Source organism: Grimontia sp. SpTr1 (genome assembly GCF_947387585.1).
GTDB classification, from domain to species: domain Bacteria; phylum Pseudomonadota; class Gammaproteobacteria; order Enterobacterales; family Vibrionaceae; genus Enterovibrio; species Enterovibrio indicus.
Genome location: NZ_CANDOD010000008.1, coordinates 202,938 through 223,647, shown reverse-complemented (window position 1 = coordinate 223,647; position 20,710 = coordinate 202,938). Strand labels below are relative to the sequence as shown.

Below are 20,710 nucleotides of genomic sequence, written 5' to 3'. Positions count from 1 at the left end.
AATTGGTAGACGCGCTAGCTTCAGGTGTTAGTGTCCTTACGGACGTGAGAGTTCAAGTCTCTCCCTTCGCACCAAACCTTTGCTGAAAAGCATAAAACAATTGGGGTATCGCCAAGCGGTAAGGCAGCGGCTTTTGATGCCGCCATTCCCTGGTTCGAATCCAGGTACCCCAGCCATATTTAAAAGCTCGCTTCTAGCGGGCTTTTCTCGTTTTAGACCAAAGATCAACAGCCCCTCGGAAATTCCCCCCAAACCTTACGTGGTTGAAAGCCGCTGCAATCCCTGTACGCTTGAAGTATTCGGAACAAGGAATTAGCAGTCATGGCGTCGTTCGAAAATCCTATCAAGCATCAAGTCTATCTTTCATTACCGGAAGTCATGTATTCCCCCCTCGCGCCACGCCGCGTGGAGTCGCCTTCTCTTTTAGCCCTTAACAAAGCATTACTTGATGAATATGGCTTGTCGAGCAACTGGTTTGAGGATGCCAAAGGCATTCACTTTCTTGCCGGCAATGGCGACTATGACGGTGAAAGCCCTGTTGCGATGGCTTATGCGGGTCACCAATTTGGGCACTACTCGCCACTGCTTGGGGACGGCCGCGCACATATGCTGGGTCAACTTCAAAACGCGGATGGTGCATTCATTGATGTGCAACTGAAAGGCTCCGGCAGAACCCCTTATTCGCGAGGAGGCGATGGAAGAGCAACGGTTGGGGCGGTAGTACGCGAATACCTCATCAGCGAAGCCATGGCGGGGCTTGGTATACCAACCACCCGAACTCTTGCCATTCTGGGTACTGGCGAGTCCGTGATGCGCGATTACCAAATGGTGCCGGGCGGTATTCAGGTTCGCACAGGTGCCAGTCACATTCGCGTGGGCTCTTTTCAATATGCTTATGCCAAGATGGGTAAAGATGGCGTCCAAGCGCTTGCTGATCACCTTATAGAACATCACTTCGCGGAAGTGGCCAGTCATGAAGATAAATACCCAGCCTTACTTGAAGCCGTTGCCGTTCGGCAAGCACAGCTGATTTCAAAATGGATGCTGGTTGGTTTTATCCATGGCGTCATGAACACTGACAATATGTCACTGGTTGGCGAAACCATCGACTTTGGCCCTTGTGCCTTTATGGATGAATTCAAGGCCAAGAAAGTATTCAGCTCGATAGACCGCGATGGCCGATACGCTTGGGATCAGCAAGCCAATATTGGCTACTGGAACCTGTCACGCTTTGCAGAAACTTTGCTGCCGCTGTTTGCTGACGACTCGGATGAGGCGGTGAAGATTGCGGAAGACAAACTTCAGACCTACATCATCACCTTCCAGGAGCTGTTCCAAAAGGGGTTGATGACCAAGCTCGCGATCACCGCAGATTCAAAAGAGGCTGATGCCTTTGTTAATCAAGCACTGCCAACGCTGGAATCTGAACGCATAGACTTCACGCTGTTTTTTGATGCATTGACACGTGTTGCCAATGGAGAGGAAGAAACTGAACTGCTTTCCCTGTTCGATAATCAGGAAAAAGGTCAGGTTTGGATAAGTGAATGGAATTCACTTAAAGATGATAGTGAATCAGCACTAAAGGCAATGCGAGAAGCCAACCCTGCATTAATTGCCCGAAACCATCAGGTGGAAAAAGCGATTGAAGATGCAATGGAAAGGAACGACTTTGCGCTATTCCACCGACTGGCAGAAGCACTGAAAACGCCTTATACCATCAGCGAAGAAAACCGTGATTTACAAACGCCACCAGCACCGGAAGAACGAGTACTAAGAACATTCTGCGGTACATAACCTTAAGATTCAGCGACATTACTGACGCTGGATAAATGGCGATAGACAAGACAGTTTATCGCCATTCAAGTAATTCAAAGGCCCATAGCGTACTTGAGAACCTGTTGCTTAACCGGCCCACTGTTTTCCGCCAACTTTAAGCCGACATTGCGCAATAGTTTGAGCGGCGCTATTTCGTTGCTGAACCCACCATAGAACACATCCATACCGGTTTGCATGATGAGGTTATCCGGTTTACGTTTGCGCTCGTAAGATGCCAATACGTCTTCATTCAGCCACTCTACACCTGCATCGGCGACCACATCCAGCAAAGCATCCACGTCTTTAAAGCCGAGGTTTACACCCTGCCCTGCCAGCGGATTGATAGTGTGGGCAGCATCTCCCAATATCACTACATTCTTGTTGAAGTAACGCTGGGCATGCCGACGGGTTAATGGAAACGCGCCTTGTTGGATGACTTCAATATCACCCAGCTCTTGCGGGAAGTGCGCAAGGATCTCTTCTCTTAACACCTCTGGCGACATTGCACACAAAGCTTTTATGCGTGATGGACTGTCATACCACACCAATGAGCCTTGATGCCCGGGCAGTGGCAGGAAAGACCTTGGGCCATCGGGTGTAAACCACTGCCAGGTAATATCTTGCTGTGGCAGGTCAGTTTTAACATTCACCAACATACAATGCTGACGGTAATCCCACGCAGTCACACCAATTTTGGCGTAATCACGTACACGGGAATTCGCCCCATCCGCACCGACCAGCCAACGGCCATGAAGCAAAGTACCATCTTCCAATTCAACGACGTGCCCTTCGGAGTCGGCAAGCATTGCGACAATATTGCCCGGGCAAAGTACTTCCAGATTCTCTTGCGCCAAACAAGCATTCCAAAGTGCGAGTTGCAGGATGCGGTTTTCGACGATAAAACCGAGCTCTGCTAAATCCATACTCTCTGCACTGAAGCGGATACGACACTCAGGGTGCTCCCAGGTTTCCAGACGTCGATAGGGGCAAAGACGCATGTCCAGCACGTCATCCCAAACTTTCAGGGATTTGAGCAAAGAGACAGAGGCAGGAGAAATCGCAGACACACGGAGATCCATCGGCTGTTCAGGAGAAAAGGCTTTTGGCTCGCTTCGCTCAACCATGGCGACGCGTTTACCCTGCTTAGCAAGGCCCAATGCTGTGGCAGCACCGACCATACCACCGCCAACGACGATAATATCGAATTGTTTCATAACACAATCTCTAAAATTCCTGCGCCCATTCTAGCGCCACCTCACTTAAATGCGACTCCTGCAGGCGCTGCTCATCCCTAAATCCACTAAAAAATTTGGGGAGAACGTGATCTGGTCACAGATTGACTAAAGCAGTACAATACGCGGCTTATCAACGGTTGGGGCTATTTTTCGTTGCCTCAAGCCGAACAAAGAACCATGATTTTCGGTTGGGATTTCCGCGGCGAACAGCCAGCGATGATTAAGTGCCTCCCGGCCGGAACACGTAAAACATCAACATGAGCAATGAGTTACATGGCTAAGAAACTGCTGATCAAAACCTGGGGCTGCCAGATGAACGAATACGATTCATCAAAAATGGCGGATCTGCTCAATGCGGCCGGTGGCTACGAGCTGACCGAGGAGCCGGAAGAGGCAGATGTGCTGCTTCTGAATACCTGTTCTATCCGTGAAAAGGCTCAGGAAAAAGTGTTCCACCAGCTGGGTCGCTGGAAAAACCTGAAAGATCAGAAGCCAGGTCTGGTGATCGGCGTAGGTGGCTGTGTAGCTACTCAGGAAGGTGATCACATTCGTGAACGCGCACCTTATGTTGACGTTATTTTTGGCCCGCAAACCCTGCACCGTCTACCTGAGATGATCAAAAAATCTCAGCAGGACGAAGCACCGGTCATGGATATCTCTTTCCCTGAGATTGAGAAATTCGACCGTTTGCCAGAGCCACGTGCAGAAGGCCCAACGGCATTCGTTTCAATCATGGAAGGCTGTTCTAAGTACTGTACCTTCTGCGTAGTGCCTTACACCCGTGGTGAAGAAGTCAGCCGTCCACTGGACGATGTGCTTTACGAAATCGCACAGCTTGCTGAGCAAGGTGTTCGTGAAGTGAACCTGCTGGGTCAGAACGTTAACGCCTATCGTGGTGAAATGCACGACGGCGAAATCTGTTCATTTGCAGAACTGCTGCGTTATGTGGCGGCGATCGACGGTATCGACCGTATTCGCTACACCACCAGCCACCCAATTGAATTTACTGGCGATATCATCGAAGTGTACGAAGACACCCCAGAAGTGGTGAGCTTCCTGCACCTGCCAGTTCAGAGCGGTTCAGACCGTATTCTGACCATGATGAAGCGTCCGCATACAGCGATCGAGTACAAATCGAAGATCCGTAAACTGCGTGAAGCGCGTCCAGGCATCGCTATCAGCTCTGACTTCATCGTCGGTTTCCCAGGTGAAACTGATGTTGATTTCGAAGCGACCATGAAGCTTATCCGCGATGTTAACTTCGACATGAGCTTCAGCTTTGTTTACTCACCACGTCCAGGTACGCCTGCTGCAGACATGCCTGACGACACGCCAGAGCAAACCAAGAAAGAGCGTCTGTACGAACTGCAACAGCAGATCAACGCACAGGCGATGATCTACTCTCGCCAAATGCTGGATTCTGAGCAGCGTATTCTGGTCGAAGGCCCATCGAAGAAGAATCTGATGGAGCTGCGTGGCCGTACTGAAAACAACCGCGTGGTTAACTTCGAAGGTTCTGTCGATTTGATCGGTCAGTTCGTTGATGTAAAAATCACCGAAGTACTGCCAAACTCACTGCGCGGTGAGCTGGTTCGTACTGAAAAGGACATGAATCTGCGTGTGGCGGTTTCGCCTGCAGAGATGATGGCAAAAACACGCAAAGAAGATGATCTTGGCGTAGGCGTGTATACTCCGTAAATATACGGAGGCCAATAAAGCCATCCCAAGCCTCGCAGAAGCGAGGGTAATCACCTGTTATCGGCGTCCTATACAGACGCCGATAACCATTGCGAGGAAGCATTGAACAAAGTCATTACTTTAGAAGTATCACTGGAACCAGCTGATAATTCGCGCCTGGCCAGCCTCTGCGGCCCTTACGATGACAACATCAAACAGCTCGAACGCCGTTTAGGTGTGGAAATCAATCACCGAAGTCATCAATTCTCCGTGGTCGGCCAACCTCACACCGCCACTGCCGCTATCGATATTCTCAAACGACTTTACGTTGAAACTGCACCAGTCAAAGGCAATTTCGTTGACCTTGAGCCTGAGCAGGTGCATCTGGCGATCAAAGAAAGTGGTGTGCTGGAACAAAACATCGAGTCGTCGATCCCTTACGGCAAAGAGATCAACATCAAAACCAAGAAAGGCGTGATCAAGCCGCGTACACCTAATCAGGCGCAATATATTGCCAACATGGTGACGCATGACATCACCTTTGGTATTGGTCCTGCCGGTACAGGTAAAACCTACTTAGCGGTTGCCGCCGCAGTCGATGCACTGGAACGTCAGGAAATCCGCCGTATTTTGCTAACCCGTCCTGCGGTTGAAGCCGGTGAGAAACTGGGCTTCCTGCCAGGCGATCTGAGCCAGAAAGTCGATCCTTACCTGCGCCCGCTATACGACGCCTTGTTTGAAATGCTGGGTTTTGAGCGCGTAGAGAAGTTAATTGAACGCAACGTCATTGAAGTCGCGCCGTTGGCATACATGCGTGGCCGTACGCTCAATGACGCCTTCATCATTCTTGATGAGAGCCAGAACACCACCGTGGAGCAGATGAAGATGTTCCTGACACGTATCGGCTTTAACAGCCGCGCAGTGATCACCGGTGACGTGACGCAGATTGACCTGCCACGTAATGCAAAATCTGGCCTTCGTCATGCGATAGAAGTGTTAGCAGATGTGAACGAAATCAGCTTTAACTTCTTCCAAGCGGATGATGTGGTTCGTCACCCTGTCGTTGCACGTATCGTGCAGGCCTATGATGCATGGGAAGCGGAAGACGCCCGTGCCCGTAAACAAGCGGAAGAGCGACGTCGCCAGGAACGCGAAGCGGCATTAAATGCTGCGCCGCCTTCAGAAGAGAAGCAACCGTAAATGCAATATTTTGTCGACCTTCAAATTGCGACACAAAGCACTGACAACCTGCCCACGGAACAACAGTTTCAGCAGTGGTTTGAGCAAGCCGTCAAATCTTTCCAAGAGCAGGCGGAAGTCACTATCCGTCTTGTAGACGAGTTTGAGAGCCAGTCTCTTAACCGCGACTATCGCGGAAAAGACAAGCCGACCAATGTGCTGTCTTTCCCGTTTGAAGCGCCTCCGGGTGTGGAGTTGGATCTGCTGGGCGATCTGATTATCTGTCGTCAAGTCGTCGAAAAAGAAGCGGAAGAACAGAATAAAGACCTACTTGCCCACTGGGCGCACATGGTTGTACACGGCAGTCTCCATCTGCTAGGTTATGACCATATAGACGATGAAGAAGCCGAAGAGATGGAGTCTCTCGAGATTTCTATCATGAACGCACTGGGTTTCGAGAACCCTTATGCGGCGGACTTCATCTAATATCAACGTTGTAAAAATAGAGACAATGAACGAAGACAACTCACAAAGCTCTGAAGGTCCGAGTAGAAAGACCTTCTTCGAACGTTTAGGACAGATCTTTCAGGGTGAGCCTAAAGATCGTCAGGAACTGGTAGATGTATTCCGTGATTCGGAACAGAACGATCTGATCGATCACGATACACGGGATATGCTCGAAGGCGTTATGCAGATTTCTGAAATGCGCATCCGAGACATCATGATTCCGCGTTCGCAGATGGTGACCATCGAGCGCTCACAACCTCTCGAAGAAATCATCACCATCATCAACGACGCCCAGCATTCACGCTACCCGGTGATCAGCGATGATAAAGACCACGTTGAAGGCATCCTGCTGGCAAAAGACTTGCTGCGTTACCTGATGCCGGACAGCGAACCGTTCGACATCGACAAAGTGATCCGCCCAGCCGTGGTTGTGCCGGAAAGCAAACGTGTTGACCGACTGCTGAAAGAATTCCAGGAAGAACGCTACCACATGTCGATTGTTGTCGACGAATTTGGCGGCGTATCTGGCGTGGTAACTATCGAAGATATTCTTGAGGAAATCGTCGGCGACATCGAAGACGAATACGACGACGAAGAAGAGCAGGAAATCCGCCAGCTCAGCAAGCACACCTTCGCGGTGAAGGCGCTGACCACACTGGAAGATTTCAATGAGAAGTTCGGTTCTCAGTTTAGCGATGACGACATCGACACCATCGGTGGCCTTGTGATGACCAGCTTTGGTCACCTACCAGGACGTGGTGAAGAAGTGGACATTGAGAGCTTCCACTTCAAGGTGACGGCAGCTGACAGTCGACGCATCATCCAATTGCAGGTTACTATTCCAGATACTACTGCAGAGGAAACGGCATAAACGTCAAATGCTAAACATCGAAACATTTAAGCGGCCCCAAGTATTCATGCGGATCTTCGGGGCCGCTTTTTCAGGTGCACTCGCCACCCTCGCCTTCGCGCCATACTCCTTCTGGCCAGCCATGCTGGTCTCCTTGGTGGCACTTCTCCTTCTTATTCATGGGCAATCTCCGAAGCGTGCTGGCTACATCGGATTTTTCTGGGGGCTGGGGCAATTCGGAACCGGCGTCGGCTGGGTTTACGTCGTTATCGAGAAATTCGGGGGGCTGCCTACAGCAATTGGACTGGCCTTGATTGGTCTGTTAGTTGCTTATCTCGCACTGTTCCCTGCGCTTTTTTCCTATATCCTGCGCCGTGTTCAACTGCCGCTGGCACTTTCCTATCTGCTGTTGGCACCATCGCTCTGGCTGGTTGTTGATTGGTTCCGTGGCTGGTTCCTGACGGGTTTCCCATGGCTCTGGCCGGGTTACAGTCAGATTGAGGGGCCATTAGCCTCCTTTGCGCCCATGTTTGGTGTACAAGGTATTACGCTCGCACTGCTTATCATTTCAGGCTCAATCGCCATCACGCTGATAAACCGAAAAGCGTCTGCGCTTCTTCCGGCATTGGTTGTTGGCGCGGTTGCAACCGGTACCTCTTTTGTACCCTGGGTTCAGGAAACGGGAGACAGCGTTGATGTCGCCATGGTCCAGGGTAATGTGCCGCAGGAGCTAAAGTGGCTGCCAAGCCAGCGTTGGCCTACTCTGCTTGCATATCAGGACATGACACGCCAGAACTGGGATGCAGATATCGTCATTTGGCCGGAAGCGGCCATCCCAGCTTTGGAGCGTGATTTACCGGATTTTCTGGCAAGACTCGACGCTGCAGCCATCAATAACGACACGGCTGTCATCACTGGAGTACTCGACCAAAACCCGGATGGGCAGTTCTATAACAACGTCATCACCTTAGGTAACAATGGCGAAGGCGGTTATACCTATCCAGCAACGCAAAGTTACAGCAAACACCATTTGTTGGTCTTTGGTGAGTTTGTGCCTTTCAGCGACTTTCTTCGCCCGCTTGCACCTCTGTTTAATCTACCCATGTCTTCGTTCAGTCGAGGTGATTACACCCAGTCGAACATAGACGCCAAAGGCTATCAGCTAGCCCCAGCGATTTGCTATGAAATTGCCTTTAGTGATCAGGTTAGGCATAGCCTCACGGAAGAGTCGGATTTCATTCTCACCCTTTCCAATGACACCTGGTTTGGTACATCGATTGGCCCTCACCAGCATTTGGAAATTGCCCGCATGCGCGCGCTGGAAAACGGCAAGCCGGTTCTGCGTGCCACCAATACTGGTCTGACCGCTGCTATTGGTTACAAAGGGGACATCATCGACCAGATCCCGCAGTTCGAAACAGTAGTGCTGAGAACTGATGTGCCGACGACGGCAGGCCAAACACCTTACACCCGCTTCGGAGACTGGCCCCTCTATGCATGGATTGTTTTGTCAGGGTTAGCGCTGGTTCTGTTAACCCGCGGTCAAAAATCAACCGTTAGCACTCAGTCGCAACAATAAGAGCGAACAAGCAACGTAAAATCATGTCTTAATCAGCCAGAGGGATTTATTCCTCTGGCTTTTTTAATGATTGATTTAGTTTGATATGGAGAGTCTTATGCGCGCCTTGGCCAGAATTGCATCTTCCGTTGTTATCTTTTTAGCATCAGTCTTTGCTCCTCTTTCCCATGCAGAGCCAGATGCCGAGCTCTTTGCTGATACCCGTGCTGCATTGGCGAACTTCCATCGCTTCGAGCAGGTAAAACCTTTCTTTGAAAAAGCTTATGGATACGCAGTATTTCCATCGGTGGGTAAAGGTGGCTTCTGGATTGGCGGCGCATATGGCAATGGGTTGGTTTACCAAGGTAATCAAACTGTCGCCGAAGCCGAGTTGATTCAAGTGTCGGTTGGGTTGACCTTCGGTGGTCAGGCATTCAGCGAGATACTTTTCTTTGAAGACAAAGAAACCTTCGACAGTTTTATGTCGGGCAGCTTTGAGCTCGGAGCGCAGGCTTCTGCCACCGCTCTCACCGAAGGCGCTGCGGCACATGTTGGCACGACAGGCACCTCTGCCAGTGCAGGTAGTGCGCAATCCAAAGCCTATTACATCAATGGCACCGCCATTTTCACCCAAGCCAAAGGCGGCTTGATGATCGAAGCTGCCTTGGCCGGACAAAAATTCAATATCGAGCCGCTGGGGAATTAAGACAAACCGATCCTAGGTCCTAGGTCCTAGGTCCTAAAAATTTGAAGGGTAAACAAGCCAGTGTTCAAGCCTCTTTGCCCATCAGCTCTCAGCGTCAGAGCCGACTATGCAGGAAACGGCTTTCGGCTAAACTGTTTGCTGCCACATTTGATGCAAGGCGTCAGCACATCCACATGGGTGTGCTCGGTCTGGTTACCGCATTTCTCACAAATCAAGATACCAAGCCCCACCACTTCACCGGCGTTGTAGACGCCATGATGCTGGATATCCTGTAATACCTCACGCCACTCAAGCTGAGTTTTGTCGGTGATCTCCGCAAGTTGTTCCCAAAGTGTATTGGCAATCAGATCGCGAAACAGCGCACCATCGTCTTTGTTTTCTTCCGGCTCGTTGTAACGTGCACCAAACTCCTGCACATCGCGTTTAAAATAAGCTTCTATAAGTGCAAGCTCATCTTTGGTCATATCCGACGCCGCTTTCACGTACTTTTCAGACAAATCCAGCCAACGTTGTAACTCTTCCGGGCTGTGCTTTAGTGCTTCACTGATCCGTTCGACCAGCACCTTGTACTCCGCTTTTTGCTCTGACATAGGCCACCTCTGCATTCAACTGTTGTTGCGCCTTCTACCTTTAGTTATTCTATGTCGATTATTTTGGTTCATTTTATACCTATCTCACAAATTCCCGGATGTCATCGATGCAAGAACAATACCGTCCACAGGACATCGAGCCTAAAGTTCAGGCCGATTGGGACAAGAACAAAACCTTCGTAGTTCAAGAAGACCCAAGCAAAGAAAAGTTTTATTGCCTTTCCATGTTCCCGTACCCAAGCGGTCGACTACACATGGGTCACGTACGTAACTACACCATCGGTGACGTCATCTCGCGCTACCAGCGTCTGCAAGGCAAGAACGTAATGCAACCAATCGGTTGGGACGCGTTCGGTCTGCCGGCAGAAAACGCAGCGGTGAAGAACAAGACTGCGCCAGCACCTTGGACTTACGAGAACATTGAATACATGAAGAACCAGCTGAAACTGCTGGGCTTCGGCTACGACTGGGATCGCGAATTCGCAACCTGTACGCCTGAATACTACCGTTGGGAACAAGAGTTCTTCACCAAACTTTACGAGAAAGGTTTGGTTTACAAAAAGACCTCTTCGGTTAACTGGTGTCCGAACGACCAAACCGTTCTGGCGAACGAGCAGGTTGAAGACGGTTGCTGCTGGCGTTGTGACACGCCTGTAGAACAAAAAGAAATCCCACAGTGGTTCATCAAAATCACTGCGTACGCACAAGAGCTTCTCGATGATCTGGAAACTCTGGATGGTTGGCCTGAGCAGGTTAAAACCATGCAGCGTAATTGGATTGGCCGTTCGGAAGGTGTTGAACTGAAATTCCAAGTGGCTGGCGAAAGCGATCTGGAAGTTTACACCACCCGTCCTGATACCCTGATGGGCGTGACTTACGTGGGTATTGCAGCGGGTCACCCTCTGGCGACCAAAGCAGCAGAGAACAACCCTGAACTGGCTGCATTCATCGAAGAATGTAAAAACACCAAGGTAGCTGAAGCTGAGCTGGCGACCATGGAGAAAAAGGGTATGGATACTGGCCTTAAGGCTATCCACCCTCTGAACGGCCGTGAAGTGCCAATCTTCATCGCGAACTTCGTGCTGATGGATTACGGTACGGGCGCGGTGATGGCAGTACCAGGCCACGACCAACGTGACTTCGAATTCGCAACCAAATACGGCTTGAACATTGAGCCTGTGATTCTGGCAGAAGATGGCAACGCACCAGACATCTCTGAAGCTGCGCACACTGAGAAAGGTGTTCTGTTCAACTCAGGTGAGTTCGACGGCCTGAGCTTCGAGCAAGCGTTCGATGCGATTGCAGCGAAACTGGAATCAGAAGGTAAAGGTCACAAGACTGTGAACTTCCGTCTGCGCGACTGGGGTGTTTCACGTCAACGTTACTGGGGTGCGCCAATCCCAATGGTCACCACTGAAGACGGTGAAGTGCATCCAGTACCAGCTGACCAATTGCCAGTTATCCTGCCTGAAGATGTTGTGATGGACGGCGTAACCAGCCCAATCAAAGCAGACAAGACGTGGGCGGAAACCACCTACAACGGTCAACCTGCGCTGCGTGAAACAGATACCTTCGACACCTTCATGGAATCGAGCTGGTACTACGCGCGCTACTGTTCACCAAAAGCAGATGAGATGCTGGATTCAGAAGCAGCAAACTACTGGCTGCCAGTTGATCAGTACATCGGTGGTATTGAGCACGCAGTAATGCACCTACTGTACTCGCGCTTCTTCCACAAACTGCTACGCGATGCAGGCTACGTTAAGTCTGATGAGCCGTTCAAGCGTCTGCTTTGTCAAGGCATGGTGCTGGCTGATGCGTACTACTACAACAACGACAAAGGCGCGAAAGTTTGGGTTTCTCCAACTGAAGCGACTGTTGAGCGTGACGAGAAAGGCCGCATCACCACCGCAGTAGATACTGAAGGTAACAACCTTGTTCACTCAGGCATGACCAAAATGTCTAAGTCAAAGAACAACGGTATCGACCCACAAGAGATGGTTGATAAGTACGGTGCTGACACCGTGCGTCTGTTCATGATGTTCGCATCACCAGCAGACATGACCCTTGAGTGGCAAGAGTCTGGCGTTGAAGGTGCTAACCGCTTCCTGAAACGTGTTTGGAAACTGGTATTCGAGCACACTTCAAAAGGTGAAGTGGCTGCGCTGGATACATCAGCACTGAACGCTGATCAGAAAACACTGCGTCGTGAAGTTCACAAGACTATCGCAAAAGTGGGCGATGACATCGGCCGCCGTCAGACCTTCAACACCGCGATCGCTGCGATCATGGAACTGATGAACCGTCTGACCAAAGCACCTCAAGACACTGATGCTGACCGCGCTATTCTGGATGAAGCAGTGAAAGCGATTGTTGCGATGCTGTACCCAATCACTCCGCACATCAGCACTGAGCTGTGGGCTGCACTGGGTCAAACTGACATCGACAACACGGTATGGCCGGTTGCTGACCAAGACGCCATGGTGGAAGACGAGAAGCTGATCATCGTTCAGGTGAATGGCAAGCTTCGTGCGAAAATCACCGTTGCAGCAGATGCAGCTAAAGAATCAGTAGAATCGATGGCGCTAAACGACGAGCACGTTGTCAAGCACACCGAGGGTAAAACCGTACGCAAAGTGATTTACGTACCGGGCAAACTGGTTAACATCGTTGCTAACTAATACAGGGAGTATTCGGTGAAATCGATCTTTCGCTCTCTCCGAACCCTGCTGGTTGTGGTGGCCGCTCTGGCCACCGCTTCTTGCGGATTTCACCTTCGTGGCAGCTACAATCTGCCAGAAGAAATTCAGAAACTGTCAGTCACCAGTTTCGATAAATACGGCAAACTCACCCGTGAAATGAAGACCCAACTACGTCTTCATGACATTGATGTCATCCCGCCGGCCCAAACCATTTCCAACCTGCACCTGAAAGGCGAAAGCTATGGTGAAAGCACCTTATCGCTTTACCAGAACAGCCGCGTAGCGGAAAAGCAATTTGCTTATACCGTCAGCTACTCAGTGACAGTGCCGGAAAAAGGCAGCTACAACTTCTCCACATCTCTTAGCCGCACCTACCTTGATAACCCATTGACCGCCCTCGCGAAGTCGGTGGAAGAGGAAATGCTGGCGCAGGAAATGCGCGTTGAAGCAACCAAACAGATCATGCGACAGCTTGCCCGTCTGAATGCGCACATCGAAGCCTTTGAGCGCAAAGAGGCAGAAGAAAAAGCACTGCGTGAACTGTATCAGGGTGTGGATGAAGAGAAGTCCTCGATGACTATCGAAACCCGTTTCGATGGCAAAGATGACGAAACCCGCGGTAAGCCTCTGTCGAGCTTCACCACCAGCGGTGAAGAAAACACACAATGAGGATTTACCCAGAACAACTGACACAGCGTCTTAATCAGGGGCTGTGTCAGACCTATCTCATCTTCGGCAACGAGCCGCTGCTGAAAGAAGAATCCAAGCAAAGCATTATTGATGTCGCCCAAAAACAGGGCTTCGATGAGAAGCACCGCTTCGTCATCGATAATCAGCTTAACTGGCAGGACGTTTACGACGTTTGTCAGGCCCTGAGTCTGTTCGCCAGCCGACAAATCATCATTCTGGCATTACCTGAAAACCCGCTGACCACGGCCCAAGCTAATGCTCTGAAAGAGCTGCAGCCTATGCTGCATCAGGATTTGGTTTTGATCCTCGATGGTCCTCGCCTGAACAAAAAGCAGGAATCAGCCAAGTGGTTCACCAGTTTCCAGGCAAACGGTTTGTATGTGCCATGCAACACACCTGATGGCCGACAGCTGCCACGATTCATAGAGAACCGCTGTCACAGTCTGGGATTGCATCCTGATCACGAGTCTGTGATGCTGCTGGCGCAATGGCATGAAGGTAACCTTCTGGCGCTGTCGCAAAGCCTGATGAAGCTTCAACTGCTCTATCCAGACGGTGAACTGACGCTGCCAAGGCTTCAGGATGCCTTATCACGTCACAACCACTACACGCCATTCCAGCTCACCGACGCGCTGATTGAAGGCAAAGCCAAGCGCGCTGTTCGTATCGTTCGTCAGCTTGAAGCAGAAGGCGTGGAAATCACCATCTTGCTGCGGGTCATCCAGAAAGAACTGATCCAGCTTTGTAAAATGCAGGAGTACGGCGCGTCTGGTATGGGTCTCAGCAAAATTTTTGACCATTTCCGAGTCTGGCAAACACGCCGTCCTGCGATGACAGCAGCGCTTCACCGTTTGACGTTGCCAACGCTGATGCACCTTCTGCAAAGCCTTGCAGCCATTGAGGTGATGGTTAAAACCGATTTCGACAGCCAACCTTGGCCGGCACTTTCGGCGTTTTGTCTCGAGATGTGTGGTCATCCACTTCCGCTGTCACCTGTCAACTGACTGTCAAACCGCGACACCGCTGTATTTTATTCATCTCAGCCAGTGGTATAATTTTTATATTCTTAGGGGCTGTCCTGCACTTTTTGCAGAACAATGCACCAAACACCGATAAGGGGAAAACATTGCTTCCGGAACAACTTCAACACTTTGTTGTCGATAAAGCAGATGATATGAAAGCCGCAGACATCGTGACGCTCGATGTCCGTGAAAAGAGCAGCATTACCGATTTCATGGTGCTTTGCACCGGTAACTCAAAACGCCACGTCTCTTCCATCGCAGAACACGTTGCCGATGAAGCACGTGCAGCTAACGTTGATACCCTGGGTATGGAAGGTGAAAACGAAGGCGAGTGGGTCGTCCTGGATCTCGGTGATGTGATGCTTCATATCATGCAAGATGAACAACGTCAGTTGTACCAGCTAGAAAAGCTGTGGAATTGATGCAATGAAGTTACAACTGATTGCGGTCGGCACAAAGATGCCGAAATGGGTTGAGGAAGGCTACAAAGAATACAGTCGCCGCTTCCCAAAAGACATGCCACTGGAACTGGTAGAAATCCCAGCAGGTAAGCGCGGCAAAAATGCCGATATTGCGCGTATTCTGCAAAAAGAAGGGGAAGCCATGTTGGCCGCCGTTCCAAAAGGTAACCGCATCGTGACGTTGGATATTCCGGGCAAGCGCTGGGACACAGAGCAACTGGCACAACAGCTGGAGAGCTGGAAGCTGGATGCACGCGATGTGTCTATTCTGATTGGAGGCCCTGAAGGCCTGTCGCCGGCATGTAAAGCGGCCGCAGACCAAAGCTGGTCATTGTCTCCGTTGACACTTCCTCACCCGCTGGTACGTGTGGTGATGGCTGAAAGTCTCTACCGCGCCTGGAGCATCACAGCAAATCACCCTTATCACCGGGAATAATTCATGAAGCACAAGCGTAGTCCTATACGCGATCATCAGGCCGAGTCTTCCCTCTTTTTCCGCCGGGCCGTTGTGGCTTTCGGCGGTATTCTCGTTCTCGTCGGCGTCCTGCTTCTTAACCTGTATAACATTCAGGTGGAAGATCATGATGATTACATCACCCGCTCCAATGATAACCGCATCAAAGTCGTTCCTGTTGCGCCAAACCGTGGATTGGTTTACGACCGCAATGGCAAATTGCTCGCGGAAAACCGACCTGTTTATGCATTGGAAATCACCCCAGAGCAGGTGAAAGATATTCCCGGCACCATCGCCAGTTTGCAGGAATTGCTGCCGATTTCTGAAAACGAAATCCGGGCTTTCGAACGTGATAAGAAACGCACCCGCCGTTTCAATGCCGTCACCCTGAAAAACCAGATGACGGAAGAGGAAGTGGCTATTTTCTCAGCCAATCAGCACAAGTTCCCTGGCGTAGAGATTAAAGGTTACCTCAAACGTTACTACCCCTATGGTGACGCGTTAACCCACGTCCTGGGCTACGTGGCGAAAATCAACGATAAAGACATAAACCGTCTTGATCGTGAAGGTGTCCTCAACAACTACAAGGCAACCCGTGATATCGGCAAGCTCGGCATTGAAAGGTTCTACGAATCTGAATTGCACGGCACTGCTGGTTATCAGGAAGTCGAAGTCAACAGCCGTGGTCGTATTATCCGCACGCTGAAATACGTACCACCAGAGCCGGGTAAAGATCTGGTATTGAACCTCGATGTCGATCTGCAACTGTACATACGCTCTATCCTCGGCGATCGCCGTGGCGCGGTTGTGGTGCTCGATCCGAAAGACTCTTCAGTACTGGCGATGGTATCAACGCCAAGCTATGACCCGAACCTTTTCGTTCACGGCATTTCAGGCAAAGACTATCGCGCGTTGTTGAACGACAAAAACCGTCCGCTGGTGAACCGGGCAACCTTGGGGATCTATCCACCTGCATCAACGGTTAAGCCGTTCATTGCCGTTGCGGCATTGGAAGAAAAAGCCATCACGCTCAACACCACACGAAATGACCCGGGTTACTGGCGTTTGCCAAACTCAACCTCACGTCCTTTCCGCGACTGGCTCGCATGGGGTCATGGTCGGGTGAATATCGTTCAATCGATTGAAGAATCCGTGGATACTTTCTTCTATCAAATTGCCTATGATCTGGGCATCGATAAGCTCTCTACTTGGATGAGCCGTTTTGGATTCGGGGATTACACCGGTATCGACATCCATGAAGAAAGCAAAGCCAACATGCCAACCCGCGAATGGAAAATGGCACGTCACCGCCAGCCTTGGTACAAGGGTGACACCATTCCAGTCGGTATTGGTCAAGGCTATTGGACGGCCACCCCGATGCAAATCGCGAAAGCAACGTCTGTGTTGGTGAACCGTGGTGAAGTCAACCCGCCCCACCTTCTCCAACGCATAGAGAACGAAGGCGTCATGGAAATCGCACCATTTTCTCCTTATCCACCGATTGAAAATGTGGATGGGAAATACTGGGATGCAGCTCTTGAAGGGATGCGTCTGGTCAACCACGGTAAAAAAGGTACCGCGCGCCGCGCCTTCGCCAACAGTGAATATGTGACTGGCGGTAAATCAGGAACAGCGCAGGTCTTTGGCCTGGGTGAAGACGAAGAATACAACGCCGATGAAATTGCGGAGCACCTGCGTGACCATGCGCTTTATACCGGTTTTGCACCCTTTGATGAACCTGAAGTGATTGTCTCTATGGTATTGGAAAACGCCGGTGGCGGTTCTAGTAACGGTGCACCAATCGCCCGTCGTATCTTCGACCATATGTTGGTTGATGGCTACAAAGACAAAAAGAACGCAGATAAGAAGGAGGAGCAAGTCCAATGAGCTTGTTTGCATCAACTGGTCAGAAGAAGACTGTGTTTGAGCGGTTGCACATAGACTTGCCTCTTTTGCTCGGTATTCTGGCTCTGATGGGCTTTGGCCTGATGGTGATGTGGAGTGCCAGTGGCCAAAGCGTTGCCATGATGGAACGTCAGGTCTTCCGGATTTTTCTTTCGCTGGGCGTGATGTTTGTGCTCGCCCAAATTTCTCCCCGGCATTACGAGTTCTGGGCTCCCTATCTATATGTGACGGGAATTCTGATGCTGATCGCCGTGCTTTTGTTTGGTGAAACTGCCAAGGGCGCACAGCGCTGGCTGGATTTAGGCGTTGTCACTTTCCAGCCATCAGAATTGATTAAGCTTGCCGTACCATTGATGGTGGCCCGCTTTATCGGTAAAGAACCTCTACCCCCGCGTTTTCAAACCCTGATTATTGGTTTGGTGATGGTGTTTGTACCCACCATTCTCATCGCCAAACAGCCTGATTTAGGAACCTCAATCTTGATTGCGGCATCAGGTATTTTTGTTTTGTTTCTATCCGGTATCAGTTGGCGAATCATCTTAGGCGCCGGTACTTTGGTGGCTGCGTTCATCCCAGTACTTTGGTTCTTCCTGATGCGCGAATACCAACGTGTCCGCGTTCGCACCCTGTTTGATCCAGAATCCGACCCATTAGGCGCGGGTTACCACATCATCCAATCAAAAATTGCCATTGGTTCCGGGGGAATTGGCGGTAAAGGGTGGCTTCAAGGCACACAATCTCAATTGGAGTTCCTGCCAGAGCGCCATACCGACTTTATCTTCGCCGTTATTGCTGAAGAGTGGGGAATGATTGGTGTCGCATGCTTGCTGGCGCTTTACCTTTTCATCATCGGCCGTGGCCTGTTAATTGCGAGCCGCGCACAAACGGCGTTTGGTCGTATGATGGCGGGCAGTATCGTGCTCAGCTTCTTTGTATATGTTTTCGTTAACATCGGCATGGTTAGCGGGATCTTACCCGTTGTTGGTGTTCCCCTGCCCCTTGTCAGCTATGGCGGTACCTCCATGGTGACTTTGATGGCAGGTTTCGGCATCTTAATGTCTATCCACACACACAGAAAAATGCTTTCTAAGGCTCTGTAATGAAAAAAATATTAGTGATGACTGCTCTCATTCTTTCCGGCTGTGCCACACAAAGTGATGACCGCTACAGCCTGGAACATGACAAAGCACCGGAAGCCATTCCTACGCTGGATCATGTCGAAGATGCACAGCCACGATACGAGCCTTACAGCCGGGCAGGAAACAAAAACTATACCGTTCTTGGTGAGAGTTATGAGGTCATGCAGGACCCGGAAAGTTATGTCGGTGAAGGCATTGCATCCTGGTATGGCAAGAAATTTCACGGCCACAAAACCTCCAATGGCGAGATTTATGACATGTTCTCCATGTCAGCAGCCCACAAAACATTACCTCTGCCTAGCTACGTAGAAGTAGAAAATACCGCTAACGGCAAAAAAGCCATTGTCCGCGTCAATGACCGTGGTCCTTTCCATGAAGGCCGCATTATCGACCTGAGCTATGCCGCAGCGTCAAAGTTGGACATTCTGAAAACCGGAACTGCCCCGGTAAAAGTGACGCTACTCAAGGTTGATAAACCTGAGGATAATAATGAGTGGCAAGGTGCCCGCTTAAACCGCTATTTTGTACAACTGGTCGCGATATCCAGTCAGGACAAAGCGAAGCAGGCTGCTGACACTTTCCAAAAGCAGTTTGAACTGCCAACAGATATCAACCAGTCCGGCAGTGTTTATCGCGTGCGTTTAGGGCCGTTCTATGACTACGACCAAACTCAAAAAGCCGCATTGCTTGCCAGAGAACAGCAAATAAATGAGGCATTCGTCGTTGTTGAGCCAATTGCTGATGAACCGGGCAAGAATTCGGGTGTCAGTAATTAAGGCTGTTGGCCTGAAAGTTTCAATTTAGTAAGTTGTTGTAACCCTGTCTGACACTGCACAGGCTATCTGTTATAGTGTCGACAGTTTTTTGACTGAAGAAATACCAAGTAAGTACCTAAATCTATGAAAAAATCACCCTCATTGTTGCGCTCTTTAGTCTTATCGACTGCTGTCTTTTCTTCTGCTGCAGCCGTTGCAGCCCCAACCGTCGTCCCGGATGCGCCTCAAATCGCGGCAAAAGGGTACGTACTGATGGATTACAACTCGGGTAAGATCCTGGCGGAAAACAACGCCTACGAACGTCTTAACCCGGCCAGCCTGACCAAGATGATGACCAGCTATGTGATCGGTCAGGAAGTTGAACGTGGCAACATCAGCCTTGATGATGATGTCGTTATCAGCAAAAACGCCTGGGCGAAAAACTTCCCTGGCAGCTCGAAGATGTTCATCGAAGTCGGCACCACGGTAAAAGTGGAAGACCTGAATCGCGGCATCATCATCCAGTCTGGTAATGATGCTTGTGTGGCAATGGCTGAGCACATTGCAGGTTCTGAAGACTCGTTTGTCGACCTGATGAATGGCTGGGCGAAAACCCTGGGTATGAATGACACCAAGTTTTCGAACTCCCATGGCCTAGATGATGATGACCTCTACACCACGCCTTATGACATGGCGCTGTTGGGTCAGGCATTGATCCGAGACGTGCCGGACGAGTACCGCATTTACAACGAGAAGTCTTACACCTATAACGGCATTACCCAGTACAACCGTAACGGCCTGCTATGGGACAAGAGCATGAACGTGGACGGCATCAAAACCGGCCACACTGACAAAGCAGGCTACAGCCTGGTCAGTTCAGCAACCGAAGGTGACATGCGTCTGGTTGCGGTTGTCATGGGCACCAACAGTGCAAACGCACGTAAGGCTGAAAGTAAGAAACTGCTGAACTACGGCTTCCGTTTCTTCGAAACCGTCGCACCACACAAAGCGAACGAAACCTTCGTGACCGAGAAAGTGTGGATGGGCGACACCGACCAAGTTGCTCTGGGCGTTTCTGAAGACACCTACGTCACCCTGCCACGCGGTAAGGCAAAAGACTTGGAAGCAAGCTTTGTGCTTGAGAAAACACTGGAAGCACCAATCGCGAAAGGTGATGTGGTTGGTAAGCTTTACTACCAGGTTGACGGTGAAGACATCGCGGAATACCCATTGGTAGCATTGAACGATGTACAGGAAGGTGGCTTGTTCAGCCGTCTGATGGACTACATCATCATGTTCTTCAAGAACTTGTTCTAAGACTCAAGTCATGACTTTCAAGGGCAGCCAATGGCTGCCCTTTTTATTTCCCTTTCCAACCCCCATATAAGGCAGGAATCAAAGAAAAAGTCACCAACTTGTTTTCTCAACACAGGACGATTACTATTCGTTCCCAACAAATTGCGTG

18 protein-coding genes and 1 tRNA gene are annotated in these 20,710 nt (G+C 50.4%); 17 read left to right on the top strand and 2 right to left on the bottom strand.

Annotation, left to right across the window (positions count from 1 at the left end):
• Positions 1-101: 101 nt before the first annotated feature.
• Positions 102-176 (top strand) — tRNA-Gln (locus tag QL223_RS13570).
• 145 nt (positions 177-321) lie between these two features.
• Positions 322-1,794, top strand: a complete 1,473-nt coding sequence (locus tag QL223_RS13565) for a protein adenylyltransferase SelO family protein (protein WP_002542297.1) — start codon at positions 322-324, stop codon at positions 1,792-1,794.
• A 74-nt stretch (positions 1,795-1,868) separates the two neighbouring features.
• Here the strand turns inward: QL223_RS13565 and QL223_RS13560 are convergent, their stop codons facing one another.
• Complete coding sequence (locus QL223_RS13560; RefSeq protein ID WP_002542298.1) at positions 1,869-3,029, bottom strand: 2-octaprenyl-3-methyl-6-methoxy-1,4-benzoquinol hydroxylase; 1,161 nt, start codon at positions 3,027-3,029, stop codon at positions 1,869-1,871.
• A 294-nt stretch (positions 3,030-3,323) separates the two neighbouring features.
• On the opposite strand from QL223_RS13560, the gene miaB reads away from it, so the two are divergent.
• From miaB to QL223_RS13530, 6 genes are all read left to right on the top strand, one after another.
• Positions 3,324-4,748 carry a tRNA (N6-isopentenyl adenosine(37)-C2)-methylthiotransferase MiaB gene (gene miaB / locus QL223_RS13555; RefSeq protein ID WP_281545041.1) on the top strand — a complete coding sequence of 475 codons (1,425 nt, stop codon included), beginning with the start codon at positions 3,324-3,326 and terminating at the stop codon, positions 4,746-4,748.
• 102 nt (positions 4,749-4,850) lie between these two features.
• Positions 4,851-5,927: a PhoH family protein gene (locus tag QL223_RS13550; RefSeq protein WP_002542300.1), complete on the top strand. Its 1,077-nt coding sequence runs from the start codon at positions 4,851-4,853 to the stop codon at positions 5,925-5,927.
• Positions 5,928-6,392 carry an rRNA maturation RNase YbeY gene (gene ybeY / locus QL223_RS13545; RefSeq protein WP_002542301.1) on the top strand — a complete coding sequence of 155 codons (465 nt, stop codon included), beginning with the start codon at positions 5,928-5,930 and terminating at the stop codon, positions 6,390-6,392.
• Between the two features lie 25 nt (positions 6,393-6,417).
• Entirely contained in the window at positions 6,418-7,284 is an 867-nt protein-coding gene (corC, locus tag QL223_RS13540; protein WP_002542302.1) for a CNNM family magnesium/cobalt transport protein CorC, read from the top strand.
• Positions 7,285-7,330: 46 nt separating this feature from the next.
• On the top strand, positions 7,331-8,842 hold the full coding sequence (lnt, locus tag QL223_RS13535; protein WP_002542303.1) for an apolipoprotein N-acyltransferase: 1,512 nt from the start codon (positions 7,331-7,333) through the stop codon (positions 8,840-8,842).
• Between the two features lie 97 nt (positions 8,843-8,939).
• Positions 8,940-9,527, top strand: a complete 588-nt coding sequence (locus tag QL223_RS13530) for a lipid-binding SYLF domain-containing protein (protein ID WP_002542304.1) — start codon at positions 8,940-8,942, stop codon at positions 9,525-9,527.
• Positions 9,528-9,631: 104 nt separating this feature from the next.
• On the opposite strand, the gene QL223_RS13525 is transcribed toward QL223_RS13530, so the two are convergent.
• Positions 9,632-10,117: a zinc ribbon-containing protein gene (locus QL223_RS13525; RefSeq protein WP_002542305.1), complete on the bottom strand. Its 486-nt coding sequence runs from the start codon at positions 10,115-10,117 to the stop codon at positions 9,632-9,634.
• A 107-nt stretch (positions 10,118-10,224) separates the two neighbouring features.
• Here QL223_RS13525 and leuS point away from each other — a divergent pair, with 107 nt between their 5' ends.
• The 9 genes from leuS to QL223_RS13480 all read left to right on the top strand — a co-directional run bounded on the left by leuS (position 10,225) and on the right by QL223_RS13480 (position 20,562).
• Positions 10,225-12,798 carry a leucine--tRNA ligase gene (gene leuS, locus QL223_RS13520; RefSeq protein WP_002542306.1) on the top strand — a complete coding sequence of 858 codons (2,574 nt, stop codon included), beginning with the start codon at positions 10,225-10,227 and terminating at the stop codon, positions 12,796-12,798.
• Positions 12,799-12,813: 15 nt separating this feature from the next.
• Complete coding sequence (gene lptE, locus QL223_RS13515; protein WP_002542307.1) at positions 12,814-13,488, top strand: LPS assembly lipoprotein LptE; 675 nt, start codon at positions 12,814-12,816, stop codon at positions 13,486-13,488.
• A complete protein-coding gene (gene holA, locus QL223_RS13510; protein WP_002542308.1) occupies positions 13,485-14,513 on the top strand; it encodes a DNA polymerase III subunit delta in 1,029 nt (342 codons plus the stop codon). The genes lptE and holA overlap by 4 nt, the downstream gene beginning before the upstream one ends.
• A gap of 122 nt (positions 14,514-14,635) precedes the next feature.
• Entirely contained in the window at positions 14,636-14,953 is a 318-nt protein-coding gene (rsfS, locus tag QL223_RS13505; protein ID WP_002542309.1) for a ribosome silencing factor, read from the top strand.
• A 4-nt stretch (positions 14,954-14,957) separates the two neighbouring features.
• Entirely contained in the window at positions 14,958-15,428 is a 471-nt protein-coding gene (gene rlmH / locus QL223_RS13500; protein ID WP_002542310.1) for a 23S rRNA (pseudouridine(1915)-N(3))-methyltransferase RlmH, read from the top strand.
• 3 nt (positions 15,429-15,431) lie between these two features.
• Complete coding sequence (gene mrdA / locus QL223_RS13495; protein ID WP_002542311.1) at positions 15,432-17,333, top strand: penicillin-binding protein 2; 1,902 nt, start codon at positions 15,432-15,434, stop codon at positions 17,331-17,333.
• Positions 17,330-18,451 carry a peptidoglycan glycosyltransferase MrdB gene (mrdB, locus tag QL223_RS13490; RefSeq protein WP_002542312.1) on the top strand — a complete coding sequence of 374 codons (1,122 nt, stop codon included), beginning with the start codon at positions 17,330-17,332 and terminating at the stop codon, positions 18,449-18,451. The genes mrdA and mrdB overlap by 4 nt, the downstream gene beginning before the upstream one ends.
• Positions 18,451-19,266: a septal ring lytic transglycosylase RlpA family protein gene (locus tag QL223_RS13485; RefSeq protein ID WP_002542313.1), complete on the top strand. Its 816-nt coding sequence runs from the start codon at positions 18,451-18,453 to the stop codon at positions 19,264-19,266. Before mrdB ends, QL223_RS13485 begins: the two co-directional genes overlap by 1 nt.
• Positions 19,267-19,389: 123 nt before the next feature.
• A complete protein-coding gene (locus QL223_RS13480) occupies positions 19,390-20,562 on the top strand; it encodes a serine hydrolase (protein ID WP_002542314.1) in 1,173 nt (390 codons plus the stop codon).
• Positions 20,563-20,710 lie beyond the last annotated feature (148 nt).